Below are 12,438 nucleotides of genomic sequence, written 5' to 3' on the forward strand. Positions count from 1 at the left end.
CTTAAGTGGGGCTGTAGTACTTAGGAAAGCATGCTATCGCCCCACTCCTTGATCTGATACTCCTTCACGGCTCCTTCCAAGAAGAACGGATCTGACTTGGCGAAGGCCTCGGCCGCAGCCCGGCTGCGGAAGAGCCCCATATTTCCGCCTCCTGGGTCAGTGAAAGGACCTACTCCTACCACCTCACCGCGGGTAAGGAACTGATCCAGAAATGCCTTGTGGCGAGGATAGATGGCCATAATCTCGTCACGAGTCTTTCCTGCGCTACTACCAATGACTACAAATAACATTTTTCACCTCCGTACTTTTTAGGATAAACGTATTATCAACACTAGAGTTGCAATTGAAGTATAGTATAGGGACTGTGGTAAAAACTTCTTTGATCTTGCTCATCCCTCACATAGCCCGCGCAAAAAGCTGTGGGCTACCCATTGCATGGGGGTGCGGCAAGTTTTTTTTGCGTCGAGCTCATCCAGAGCAATGGAGAGACGGTACGATGGGAGAGAGCTGGGAAATTGGGCAAACTTCGACCGATTTTGAGGTGAAACGGGGAAATCGGCGTCAATCACGGGAATCGGTGGTGGTCATCCAGGGAAAGCCGCTCCCGATGGGGCTTGTGCCATCACCACGGTGGAAAGAGGCACTGAGGCGCCAGAGCATTGCTTGTTGTTGGTCAATCCCAACAGTCTGCTGGCGAACATTGCAGACTGTTGGGATTGACATCAAGTGGCCTGGAAAGGGTATGCATTGGAAATGTGCAAGCCAGCCACTTGACTCCAGAAATGTCAGAGAGGGACTAATACGAATATGTGGTGGCTACCTGCTTCCACGCATAGGGCGACCAATAAAGGCCAGCAGCATAGGCAGTTAGCGAGTAACCACCACCAACCATTCCACTATAGCACGATGTCTGACCGGGCCAAACCTTCCCATTGCCGCCTGCTTCTATGCAATCCTGCTGCCTATTATCTGAATTCCGAGCAACCACCGCATCTCCGTAGTGACCGGATGGCATCGGTTGGTTAAACACCACTTTTGCCCACGCGGCCAAGCACGCTACGCTATAGCGAAGGTAAACAGTTGCTCTTAACTCTCCTCCTAAATCGTTACTCGTTGCCGTATATTTCGTTTGTGCATCACTATCGCAGCCCGAAGATACGGGATCGTGACCATCGCAACCTGTGTTACTACAGCTTACCGCAGCAAGCGCTGGAAAGTGGGAATCCCACTGGAGCAATCCATCTAGCTTGGTGCGATGCTCCAGTGTCAGATTGGACGTCAGCAGGCGGTACAGGCACCTCTCCGCAGCCTTGAGCACAATCCAGGTCAGCCGCTCCAGATGAGGAAACCCTGGGGGAAGGATTCCTTCTTTCCGCAGCAGTTCCAGCATGTGTTCAATCAACGGGAGCGGATGCTCGCTCTCCAATGCCAGCGGCAACAGTTCATGGGCCAGCCACACATACTCCTTCCACCCACATTCGCGGAAGTTGTATGCGCGCCGTATCTCATCCAGGTGCTCATAAGGTGTGTGGTCACGATCTCCATAGCGGAAAAAGGCGGAAGCAGGAACCTGTACTTGATCTGCGATTACAGCCAGAACGCGACTGGGAACCCCGGCTAGATCCTTGAGAGGGCGTCCAGGGAATCGAAGCACGGCAAGCTGAACAGCAAAGCCCAGACGATTATGATGTCGCCTCCGTTGGTTGATCAGATCAAGATCCTTTTGCGTAAAGGTGTAGTAGCGAGCAATCTCTCGGTCGGACAGATCAGCCGGGATCTGGGTCAGCTCTTGACGCTGTTCCGGGGTCAAATACGTTGGGGTTTTTGAAGTAAAAGGCATCTCTTCCTCTAACATCCGCATCATCTCTCAGCCCTTTTAGGCCTCTGAGTATTAATGGAACGAAAACGCACGCTAAGGAATTTGCCTCTTCCACTAGCCCTGTGATGAGGTATCTCCCGGATAACGAAATAGTAGGAATTAGCGCACCTTTGTTCTAATAAAGGCCAACTCGCCCGTTTTTTCGCCTGTTTTTTATGGGCGTTAGAGGGCAAATCAGCAAAGCGTTTGAGCGTGAAACAGAGGAAAGGAGGCAAAATAACAGGTGCAAATCCATATTTTCGCCTGTTTTCTCAGTTTAGGCCACGCCGCTTTTACCGTTTCTCCCTAATTCCTATTATTCCATCATCCGGGAGATACCTCGACAAGAGCCAATTCTTGTCCGTGTAGTCCGCTCACTTCCGCGCGGAGATACCAACTTGTGCGCGAATGGACCAATGGACACGATCTCTGTCAAAAGTTGCGCCATAGTCGTGGATATGGTTCTCCCACAGGCCCGATGATGTCAATGTGGTAGAATGAAGAACCGAACAAAACTTCCACTGAGACAGTTTCTTGATCCAATGACGAGGCAGCAGACGTATTCCCTGGCTCGTCTCGCTAGAAGGAATAAGAGGAGAAGTATTTGTCACGAAAAGCAATCATTTTCCAGGGAGCGAGTGGCCGTAAATCCTGTATTGTGAAGATGAGGAGTAGTGGGTGATGTCCTCGATAAACAATACGAACTCAGAAGCAATGCGTGAGAGGTTGACAGCGCGACCTGCGACTCCGACAAATGAGAAGTCTGCTGTTAGCGGACTTCATCCCCTTCGCTTAAAGGATACACCTAGTGTGCTTCTCTACGTTCCTTCCAATTATCGTACTACTAGCCCTCCACCACTTGTTATCATGTTGCACGGAGCAGGAGGCAACGCCCGCGATGGCCTGACATCATTTATTCCAGTAGCAGACACGGCTGGTTTCATGTTGCTCGCGCCGTCCTCACGAAGCCGAACCTGGAATGCAATCATGAACACTTATAATGAGGATGTTCGCTCAATTGACAAGGCTCTCACTCATATCTTTACGAACTATGCGATAGATCCATCACACCTCGCAATTGGTGGCTTTTCTGATGGAGCATCGTATGCTCTTTCGCTTGGGCTGGCAAATGGCGATCTCTTTACTCATATCGTTGCTTTCTCACCAGGACGCCTACCTCAGTCATCAAGGCATGGCAAGCCCCTCATCTATATCTCGCACGGAACACAAGATAATATACTTCCCATCGATCTTTGTAGTCGCCGCATTGTGCGGCAACTACAACATGACCACTACGACGTGTCCTATCAAGAATTCGATGGTCCACATACTATTCCAGTAGAGATTGCACGCGAGGCATGGGCGTGGTTCTCCGCTTCAAACTAGCGCTGCAACCATCACAGCTCGCACCTATATACGACAGGATGGAGATGGCGGATGAACGCGAGTTCAGCGATACGTCAGCCGTCTGAACGCAATGTCAGATGGTCCTTGCCGTGTTTTGCCGTCTCGCTCCTGCCTGGCTCCTGTGTGCAGATCATGGGTAGGGATGTAATCTTTCTGCTAATGGGACGCCTGGAACACAGTGTCATTCGACTTGATTGTGGCCCTTGAGTATTAACGGACCGGAATACCACGCTAAGGTGCCGTTAAAAAATAACTTCCGTTCGAGCTAGCAGGCTGGTGTGTAAATCCCAGATTCGGCGGGAGAAATCTGCACTAGCTACATTGAAGCGTATAGGCTATAGGCCAACCGGGACAGCGACGACAGACAAACAGGTAGATATTGCCTGCATCTCCCAGCGTAATCCCTGCGTCATCATTCGTATCCTGACCGTCTTGCAGAGGCACACCATGCGCGAGGGGCGGTTCCTCCAGAGGTCTCCACCAGCGGAAAGACCCCCCATCCCACTCCCAACTTGCTACCGTGAGTAAATGCTCCATCTCTTGCCGACAGGAAGGACAGGGGGGGAACCAGGGGTCCTGAATCCAATCGACATTCTCGCCAATCTTCATGCCAGGAGCTGCATCCGGATAGCCATATACGTGGCCTTGAGCGGCCTCCGTCTCCTCCCAGTTCCAGATGCGGTACTGCAACTCTTCGGGAAGCGCGAAGACGTCTGGATAGTCTTGAATGCGTTCCGGGATAAACTGGCAGACCTGCGGCATATAATGAGGATCGAAGATGGCAGGTACTGGCTGCTCCTTCAGAACCTCAGAAATAGTGCTGCTCTGTCTCCAATACACGCGGCATTCAGGTCCGTAGTAGGAGTATTCTTCATGGTCATGGTCTCGTGGACACCAGAGCAATTGAAAGAGATCACACCCTTCTGGAAAGCCAAGTTCGGGGACATCAGCAACTCGCAACTGGATGACCCCAACATAAGCTCCATGTGGCTGGCCCTCGGGCATTGGCTTTCCAGAAGGGTAGCGCTCATTCACTGGACCCCAGGTCTCCGCCTCCCTGCGCAGCAATTCTGCATCCTGTTTGCGTCGAGGTTCAGTCTGGGCATGACCAACCGAACACATCGGCCAGGGTTCGTTGGCGGGCCAGAGAAACGTGCCGCCCACCTTGCTTTCACCAGGTCCAGGTTTAAGGCCTCGACGTGGGTGCAGGCGTACAGCTCGGCGGGCCAGGGGAGCTAATTCGGGAAAGAGAGCGGTGATATCAAGGGGTGGGGGTGGCGTTGTTCTCTTCTGCATCATGTTTCAACTCCTGATTGTTTAAAATAACCCCATCGGGGCGAACGCCGAAAGCGCGAGCGGCCAGGCCAGGAACATACACCTCCAGACGGAGCAAGCAATTGAACCAATAGGTATCTGGAACAAGCGTACCATATCACGAGAGCAGAGACAAGGAAAGAGAGGGAAAGTTTTGAGACTCAACTCTGCCAAACATATTACCAACCGGGGCCACCGGTACTTCCATTGTCAATCCCAACATGCTGAGGGCGGAATCGGCAGAGGTATCCTGGCGAACAAAGAGCCAAAGGGAAAGCTCCCCAGCTTACGATGGCCCGCAGAGGTATGCAGATTTCTCCCGCCGAATCTGGGATTTACAGCTGGTGAGACGTGAAGATAGGAGGTAGAATAGGTTATTAAGAAAAACAGAGGTGAGAGAAACAAGCCATGTCACGAGCAGAGGTGCATCACTGCGAGTGTCCCCATTGCCAGCAGGACACGCCTCATCCTGATCAAGAGCTGCATCGACAGATGAATCTGCTGCTGAGCCGACTGGATGAACAACAACGGCGCTGGTATGTGGCGGTGGAGTCCACCCGCCTGGGTGCTGGTGGGGATCGGTTGCTCACGCAAATCACCGGTCTGGATGAAAAGACGATCCGGCGTGGAAGACAAGAACTCGCCGGGGAGCTTGCGGAGCGACCGGAGCAGCGAGTTCGCCTGCCCGGTGGAGGTCGGCCCCGCGCCGAAAAAAGACCCGGCGCTAGAGGGGGCACTGCAAGCTTTGGTGCAGCCAGAAACAGCCGGCGACCCCATGAGTGAGCAGAAATGGGTGCGCAGCAGTCTGCGTCATCTCAGTCGGCAGCTGGAGGAAGCCGGTTATGCTGCCAGTCCACCGACGGTGGGGAGTCTGTTACGCAAGCTTGGCTACTCTTTGCGCGTGAATGTGAAAAAGCACGAGGCCAGCGCCGCTCATCCTGATCGACAATCTCAGTTTGAGGTGATCGAGAACCAGAGACAGGTCTTTCAAGCCGATCATCAGTGTGGATACCAAGAAGAAAGAGTTGATTGGCGACTTCAAGAATGCTGGGCGAGCCTGGGGTCAAGAAGCAGAGACGGTCAATGTGCATGACTTTCCCCACGATGCCCTGATGCGAGCGGTGCCCTATGGGATTTATGACGTGGGTAGCAATCGTGGCTCCGTTTATGTAGGGACCTCAGCCGATACGCCGGAATTTGCCGTGACCGCCCTGGCCCGCTGGTGGGAAGAGGAGGGACGAAAGCTCTTTCCTCACGCCACACACCTATTGATCCTGGCCGATGCCGGAGGCAGCAATGGCTATCGGACTCGGCAGCTTTAAGCTCCACCTGCAAGAGCAGTTCAGTGATCGCTATGAGCTGAGTGTGACCGTGTGTCATTATCCCACTGGGTGTTCGAAATGGAATCCCATCGAGCATCGACTCTTTAGCCAGATCAGCCGGAATTGGGCGGGCAAGCCCCTCCGCAGTCTGGACATCATGCTCAATTATATTCGCGGCACCAGTACCCAGAGCGGGTTGACGGTTCGGGCTGCCTGCTTAGACGGAACCTTTGCGAAAGGGCAAAAGGTCTCCGATGACCAAATGCTGCAACTCAACATCGAACCGCTGAGTGTGTGTCGCCAGTGGAACTATACGATCAGGCCGCGTCCCGCTATCCCTTCCGAGGCTACTCAAACCTCAGAGAGGGAGAAAGTTATTTTTTAACAAGTACTTAGGAACGAACCACGTGTCGTTTCCCCCATACGTGATTACTCGTAAAGGTCAGCAAATAGCTCCGCCTGGAAGCACTTCATCGTCAGGGTACTGTATCGCTACTTCGATAGCCATCTTGGCCGCGCTCAACACATCCGCATAACTCATTGTTGGCTCTGAAGAATCAGTAATGATGTCCCCTGTATAAGGAACATGTATAAAGCCACCACGTGCGCCAGAAGCCCTGGTGTAGTGCCGGAGAAGGTAGAAGAGTCCATTGCACAGATACGTGCCAGCAGTGTTGGAAACATAACCGGCTATACCGGTACGTTGCCAGAATGCCTGGATTCGTTTAATTGGAAGTCCGGAAAAATAGGCATCCGGGCCTCCCGGAACAATAGGGGTATCGATAAGTTTCTTACCATCGTTATCGGGTATTGAAAAGTCGAAGCAGTTAATGGCCACTCTTTCTATAGCCATGCCTTTTCTTCCGCCGGCGAGACCAAAAGCAATTACCAGGATCTCGTCATCAAGACTCTCTTCATAAAGCAATTTGGCATAATCATGTATTCCCTGAACGGTAACAGGCAAGAGATGCAACTGAAGTGATGCGCCGTCAATACGGTAGCTATCAAGGTCTTCAATCAAGCGGGCCGTGGGATTTGTTTTTTCCTTTCCAAACGGTCCAAAACCGGAAATGTGTACTTTCATATGATAACTAACCTTCCATCTTTTTGTCTGCTCTCGTCCGTGATAAGTGGATGCACACCTGCATATATTTCTAATGAAGCAGCAGTGATAACATCAACGGCTTCGGCATCGCACGCCGCCTGTTCGGATTCCAGACATATATGAATAGCATACTGTTCTTGAGTTTGTTTTGCAACCGTTCTGCCTGGTGTTCCAGAGCTTTTTCAGGGTTTCACACCACCGCCATCTCTTGCGCATCTAGAAGTGGAATGACAGCAGCCCCTTGCATACGAAAGAAGAGAGAGCGTCCATCTGGTAAACACGGCTGGACTTTCGCGACCTTTGCACACAGTGCCTCCAGATCTCGGTTGAGGACACGGTCGTTAAATGGCTTGAGTTCAACCTCGACCCGGTCCCGTCCCCAGAAGATCCGTCCCGGCAACTGAAAGAAAGGCTGCAAGCGGTGCCAACTGGCATGAGCGTAGGAAGCCGGAAAATAGTGATCGCGCACGCACATGCCCAGATTTGCCAGAGCCACCTTGCAGACAGCCATGATCTGATCCTTGCGGTTGTTAAACTAAGCAGGAGGATCGCCCCTCCCGCTCGTCTTCAAAACCGGACTTGCGCCTTTCAACGCATCCGGCTCCTCAATGATTTGGCTTTTGTCATAAGCACCGGCAACACGTTTTGCGTGTCTTACATCATGGCAATGTCGATGGAGTGCGAATTTATTGCTCAATTCTTCTCCACCTCCTTCCTTTTTGGGGGTAATGTGATCGATTTCTATCAGATCTCCATCTTGAAAGAGGAGTCCACACCATCGGCATTTTCCTTCTTGTTTTTGGAGGAGTTTGCCTTTGGTGCTGCTCAGCATTGGGTGTTTGCTCAGTCTTTGACTCCAGTAGAGTAAGTCTCCATTGTATGGGCTTGCCGTCCCTCTTACTTTGGTATGGCGTTGGATATGCGTGAGATCATGGCTCCATAAGGTGGCTTTTTCGTCTTTGAAAATCCATCCTGCGCCATCCTCAACATGCCAATATTTCCTGGCTATCCATCGTTTCCCTTTGTTGGGGTGTCGTCGTCTCCCCCATTCTTGGAGTTGCTGAAACAGATTTCTCCTGCATCGCTGGAAGGTTTTGGCGGCTACCACGGTCTTGTGATAATTTGTCCATCCACGTATCACCGGGTTCAACTTGTTGATAAGTTGTTCTTGGGATACATGGCGGTTTTTCCGAATGATTTCTCCCAATTCCGCTATATGGCGTTTCTCTGCTTCTTTACTCGGTTTGATGATGGTCTTGAACCCCAGTGGACGCTGATGGAGTTTTCCTGAGTGCGTTTTCCCAACCGGGAATTGCCTCACAGTCCATCCCAGGAAATCAAATCCTATCGTTCCTTGATATTCTTGGAGCGTATGTGTAATCCTGGTTTTACTGGGCTTCATTTCTAATCCCATGTCCTTGATCCATGCTTCTAGCACTACTTTAGCCTTGAATATCCCTTCTTCCGTTGGATGAAAAACCACAAAATCATCGGCATATCGGACAAAGTTTGGTTTCCCTTCTTTGGGTCTATATGCTTCTGTTAGAGCTATTTCCATCCCGTGAAGTGCGATATTTGCTAATAACGGTGAAACGACTCCCCCTTGCGGTGTGCCGCTCGGTGTTTCTTCAAACACCCCGTTATCAGCATAGCCAGCCTTCAACCACGCCCGGATCACCCGTTTGAGCGCCGGGTAGGTTTTCAGTTTTTGAAGCAGTGCCTCATGGTTGATGTTATCGAAGCACCCCTTCAGATCCGCATCTAAGACATATTTTGCCTTTTTGTTGATCTGCATATAGATGGCTCCGATGGCATCATGACACGAGCGTCCAGGGCGAAATCCATAGCTGTTCGGCTCGAATTTTGCTTCCCATTCTGGCTCTAGTGCTTGTTTTACTAGATGCTGGTGGGCGCGGTCGAGCATGACAGGTATGCCTAACGGCCTTTTTTCCGTTTTTCCCGGCTTTGGAATGTATATTCGTCTGACCGGTTGGGGCTTCCTGTGTCTTATTCGTTTCGGGTGCAAGAGATCAGCCATTTCCAACCGTTGTTTGGGGTGGACAGATTTGATTCCGTCTATCCCTGCGGTTTTCTTGCCCTGATTCTCCTGCGTCACCCGCCGGACAGCTATCATTCGCGCTGCTCTGGATTTCATCAAGAGTTTTTGGAGTTTGTGGACTGCTCTCACGTTGCCACGTTGTTCGGCTCGAAAGATGCGCTTTTGTATCCTATACACATGCCGCTCAAACTTGCGCCAGGGCAGCTTGTGCCAACTCTCACTCTCAGGGTCAAGTGGCATTTTCCGCTTCACCCTAGGTGCCTTCGTATCTGTCATACTACTTGTGCCTCTTTCTTCCAGATCATTGTGCCGACGTTAGCCTATCTAGGGCATTACCCCTAGCATTCGCTTTTTCGGCAATCCTTCCCTCAAGCGCATGCGGCCTGGTCGCCTGCTCATTGTATCGACCATCAATGAGAGCGGTTTTGAGGGTTATCCCGTTCCGATCATCCGTTTTGCGCTCCGTTAGGCTTGTACTATCCACCGAGGATAGTGTTGGGTGAGATGATGCGGTCTCGACAACCACATCACGTTTGCTAGTCATTTGGATACTGCTAGCCTTATCCTGTTCCCTTTTGGGCAAGTCTTTCAGTCTGTTTGACTTGTTGTACGTTACGATGGTTCAGCCGTACATTCAGTTTCCTTAGCCATAGGAGCCTGGCTCAGAAGTTCACCGTCGTCAGACTCACAGTTGCTTCTTTGATGCCCGCTTCGTGGATTGATGACCAGTCGCTACCACGGGGCCTTGCTGTTCCGCGTTCACCTCGCGGGTGAGGAATTGCGCCTCACATCGGATGATCAGTTGTCAAAGTTCATCACCTTGCCAGTCGTCCTCCCGCTTATGCAGCGAGTTTAGACTGAACGGGTCGCACATCCAGCTCGTACATCTCCCGCTCTTGTTGTGCTAGATCCTCAATGGCTCGGAGGAACTCACGCTGCTCTCGACAATATTTCTCACACTTGGCGAACTCTTTGTTGCTGGTGTGATAGGCTTTCCACTGTCGTTGCTGGTATTCCTCAATTTCGGCATCTGCCACAGCCTTCTCCTCTTTGATCGTTTTACGCAGAAGAAAGTCGGCGACACCTTCCAGTTCCATCTCTCTTTGATGCTCATTGAGGATGCGATAGAGTGTATCAGCTCGTTCTTTGGTCTGTTGACAGCGTTTCCGGTACAGCTTGCTCGCGTTGTGCATCCGCTTCCGGGCTCCCACTGTCCACCGTCGCACATTCTCAAGCCGTTTTTGCAACGCTTCTCGCTTTTTTGGGTTGTGTTGCAAGAATGAGGGGGCGATGATAAACTCTTCTTTATTTGCGAGGAGTTCTCTTCATGAGTCATCATCCCCCGTTCAAGTGGCGTCACTTTCAGCCCGGCATGATTCTTCTGTGTGTGCGCTGGTACTTGCGGTACGCACTCAGCTACCGCGACGTGGAAGAGATGATGCTCGAACGGGGCCTGTGCGTTGATCACACGACGATCTATCGCTGGGTGCAGCGATATGCGCCGGAACTGGAAAAACGTTGCCGGACCCGCCTGAGAATAGGCAACGACTCGAGGACGCGTGGATGAAACCTACATCAAGATCAAAAAAGCCTGGGCCTATCTCTACCGGGCCGTCGATTCCGAGGGGAATACGCTGGAGTTTCTCTTGAGCCCGACGCGCGATGCCGAAGCGGCCAAACGTTTCTTCCTCAAAGCACTCGTATCGACTGTTCGTCCGGTTTCTCTGGCGTGTCTGGTCACTGAGCAGGTAGCCTCGCCCATGGCTCTGACTGACATCACAGCCATCACGTTGGCTCCTCGCGTGATCAACGTCGATAAAAACGCGGCCTATCCCAAAGCTATTGCTGATCTGAAAGCAGCCGGAGTGCTTCCAGAGAGTGTTGAATTGAGGCAGGTCAAATACCTCAACAATCTGATCGAACAAGACCATCGGTTTATCAAGCGGCTGACCAAACCCGGGATGGGCTTCTTCTCATTCGAGACAGCGGAGCGAACCTTGCAAGGATACGAGGTGATGAACATGATACGCAAAGGGCAGATACGAAGCGTGGGAAAAGGAGATATTCTTCGTCAAGTCACCTTCATCTCCCGCCTGTTCGGGGTGGCTGCCTAAGTGCAACAGCAAGAGGAGAAAACAGGCCTTTGCATATCATTCCCTTTTTTGCAACACAACCAACCATGCAGCACAGGATACTTGCGGGCAAGGGCGTGAGCAGCATGGAGCGCCTCACTCCCATCCAGCACCCGAGCGTGGGCACGGCTCGCCGGACCGGTGGGCTGACCGCGCCAGGTCGCTGGGGCGATCTCGACCACGGGGTTGTTGCGGATGCGCCTGAACTTCCATGTTTTGTCCCACGTACGGACGAAGGCGTGCTCCCCGTTGACGGCGATATGCACCGGCGTACCCACCGAGGTGCCGTTGCGACGATAGCTCGTGAGCAGGATTGTCTTCGGACGAACGAAGCGTTCGAGAGCCTGTGTTGGGTTCGTCATGGCAAGACCTCCCTCTCGCCCGATGGGCACTCTCCTGATGGAGCGCTTTGCGCTTGATACTGATTGAAGTAGGCATGCCAGAGATGCAGGTGCGGCTCAAAAACCCGCTCCAACACCGCGGGATCGTGTGCAACGATCTCCCGCGCCTGCGCTTCGCTCGTGACATCGAGAATGCCCAGACCGCCCTGATTGTCCAGAAAAGGACCGCCCAAAAGCAGCTTCCTGGCCATAAAAAACTGTTTCATATACCTGCCATGTTCACGATAAAAGGGCTGCTCAGACACCGTCTTCCCAGTCTGCCAGGCCGGGCCATGAGTATAGATCACGACAAACATTGCTGACTCTCCTTTGCAAACCACTGTTGGACAAGCTGATATAAAGCGCCGAGATCCTCGCCCTCAATGGGGGGAATGATATGCTGGCTGCCCACATAGAGACTGTAGAGGACTCTGGCAAGAGACTTTGCGTACAGATGATCGGCCCTGGTGGCAAAGACCACCGCTTCCAGATACGCCAGCCGCTGCTGATCGATGCGCTGCTGGTGAACGCGCACCTGTTCATCTTGTAAGGCCCAGGCGCGCAGAGCCACATCGAGCCGAGGAGGATGTAAGCTCGCTCGTATCACCCGTGCCAGCTTTTCTGGTGGTGAATCCTCCTGTTCTGCCCATTGGATAATGCGAAGTGTTCCCTCTTCTTCCCAAAACTCCAGCAACCGCTGCTTAAAGTCCTGGGAATTGGCGAAGTGGTGATAAAAGGACCCTTTGGTCACCCCAAGTCGACTGGTCAAGGACTCAATGGTGAGCGCTTCGGCTCCTGCCTCTTCAAGCAGGGCGAGTCCTTCCTCGAGCCATCTGCGTCTGCTGAGTTGCGCCATGACCG

14 protein-coding genes and 2 pseudogenes are annotated in these 12,438 nt (G+C 52.2%); 5 read left to right on the forward strand and 11 right to left on the reverse strand.

Going from position 1 to position 12,438, the window contains the following annotated elements:
* Positions 1–20: 20 nt before the first annotated feature.
* The 3 genes from KRAC_RS29275 to KRAC_RS29280 form a co-directional block, all read right to left on the reverse strand.
* Positions 21–290: a YciI family protein gene (locus tag KRAC_RS29275; protein ID WP_007913591.1), complete on the reverse strand. Its 270-nt coding sequence runs from the start codon at positions 288–290 to the stop codon at positions 21–23.
* Between the two features lie 271 nt (positions 291–561).
* On the reverse strand, positions 562–723 hold the full coding sequence (locus KRAC_RS71775) for a hypothetical protein (RefSeq protein ID WP_007913592.1): 162 nt from the start codon (positions 721–723) through the stop codon (positions 562–564).
* A gap of 73 nt (positions 724–796) precedes the next feature.
* Positions 797–1,864 (reverse strand): DUF4158 domain-containing protein, encoded by a 1,068-nt coding sequence (locus KRAC_RS29280; RefSeq protein ID WP_007913594.1) that lies wholly within the window; start codon positions 1,862–1,864, stop codon positions 797–799.
* 804 nt (positions 1,865–2,668) lie between these two features.
* Here KRAC_RS29280 and KRAC_RS29285 point away from each other — a divergent pair.
* On the forward strand, positions 2,669–3,244 hold the full coding sequence (locus tag KRAC_RS29285; protein ID WP_211221345.1) for an alpha/beta hydrolase: 576 nt from the start codon (positions 2,669–2,671) through the stop codon (positions 3,242–3,244).
* Between the two features lie 333 nt (positions 3,245–3,577).
* Here KRAC_RS29285 and KRAC_RS29290 read toward each other — a convergent pair whose 3' ends face one another.
* Positions 3,578–4,564: a YwqG family protein gene (locus KRAC_RS29290; protein ID WP_007913600.1), complete on the reverse strand. Its 987-nt coding sequence runs from the start codon at positions 4,562–4,564 to the stop codon at positions 3,578–3,580.
* 423 nt (positions 4,565–4,987) lie between these two features.
* Here KRAC_RS29290 and KRAC_RS71785 point away from each other — a divergent pair, with 423 nt between their 5' ends.
* The 3 genes and pseudogenes from KRAC_RS71785 to KRAC_RS69325 all read left to right on the forward strand — a co-directional run bounded on the left by KRAC_RS71785 (position 4,988) and on the right by KRAC_RS69325 (position 6,286).
* A complete protein-coding gene (locus KRAC_RS71785; protein WP_040445297.1) occupies positions 4,988–5,362 on the forward strand; it encodes a hypothetical protein in 375 nt (124 codons plus the stop codon).
* Positions 5,355–5,901: pseudogene (locus KRAC_RS78465) on the forward strand (ISAzo13 family transposase). The gene KRAC_RS71785 and the pseudogene KRAC_RS78465 overlap by 8 nt, the downstream one beginning before the upstream one ends.
* Positions 5,876–6,286: an ISAzo13-like element transposase-related protein gene (locus tag KRAC_RS69325; RefSeq protein WP_052568680.1), complete on the forward strand. Its 411-nt coding sequence runs from the start codon at positions 5,876–5,878 to the stop codon at positions 6,284–6,286. The pseudogene KRAC_RS78465 and the gene KRAC_RS69325 overlap by 26 nt, the downstream one beginning before the upstream one ends.
* 57 nt (positions 6,287–6,343) lie before the next feature.
* On the opposite strand, the gene KRAC_RS29305 is transcribed toward KRAC_RS69325, so the two are convergent.
* The 4 genes from KRAC_RS29305 to KRAC_RS29325 form a co-directional block, all read right to left on the reverse strand.
* Complete coding sequence (locus tag KRAC_RS29305; protein ID WP_007913602.1) at positions 6,344–6,985, reverse strand: pyroglutamyl-peptidase I; 642 nt, start codon at positions 6,983–6,985, stop codon at positions 6,344–6,346.
* A gap of 211 nt (positions 6,986–7,196) precedes the next feature.
* Entirely contained in the window at positions 7,197–7,517 is a 321-nt protein-coding gene (locus tag KRAC_RS29310) for a hypothetical protein (RefSeq protein WP_007913604.1), read from the reverse strand.
* A 24-nt stretch (positions 7,518–7,541) separates the two neighbouring features.
* Positions 7,542–9,341 (reverse strand): group II intron reverse transcriptase/maturase, encoded by a 1,800-nt coding sequence (gene ltrA, locus KRAC_RS29315; protein WP_007913605.1) that lies wholly within the window; start codon positions 9,339–9,341, stop codon positions 7,542–7,544.
* 563 nt (positions 9,342–9,904) lie between these two features.
* Positions 9,905–10,258, reverse strand: a complete 354-nt coding sequence (locus tag KRAC_RS29325; protein WP_007913607.1) for a hypothetical protein — start codon at positions 10,256–10,258, stop codon at positions 9,905–9,907.
* A gap of 134 nt (positions 10,259–10,392) precedes the next feature.
* Here KRAC_RS29325 and KRAC_RS29330 point away from each other — a divergent pair.
* Positions 10,393–11,179: pseudogene (locus KRAC_RS29330) on the forward strand (IS6 family transposase).
* Here the strand turns inward: KRAC_RS29330 and KRAC_RS29335 are convergent.
* From KRAC_RS29335 to KRAC_RS29345, 3 genes are read right to left on the reverse strand one after another with little or no spacing between them, the layout of a single operon-like run.
* Positions 11,176–11,559 carry a PPOX class F420-dependent oxidoreductase gene (locus KRAC_RS29335; RefSeq protein WP_007913609.1) on the reverse strand — a complete coding sequence of 128 codons (384 nt, stop codon included), beginning with the start codon at positions 11,557–11,559 and terminating at the stop codon, positions 11,176–11,178. The pseudogene KRAC_RS29330 and the gene KRAC_RS29335 sit on opposite strands and share 4 nt — an antisense overlap.
* Entirely contained in the window at positions 11,556–11,894 is a 339-nt protein-coding gene (locus KRAC_RS29340) for a YciI family protein (protein WP_007913611.1), read from the reverse strand. The genes KRAC_RS29335 and KRAC_RS29340 overlap by 4 nt, the downstream gene beginning before the upstream one ends.
* The gene (locus KRAC_RS29345; protein ID WP_007913613.1) at positions 11,882–12,433 is read right to left on the reverse strand and encodes a TetR/AcrR family transcriptional regulator; all 552 of its coding nucleotides are present in this window, start codon (positions 12,431–12,433) and stop codon (positions 11,882–11,884) included. The genes KRAC_RS29340 and KRAC_RS29345 overlap by 13 nt, the downstream gene beginning before the upstream one ends.
* Positions 12,434–12,438 lie beyond the last annotated feature (5 nt).

This window comes from Ktedonobacter racemifer DSM 44963, assembly GCF_000178855.1.
GTDB classification, from domain to species: domain Bacteria; phylum Chloroflexota; class Ktedonobacteria; order Ktedonobacterales; family Ktedonobacteraceae; genus Ktedonobacter; species Ktedonobacter racemifer.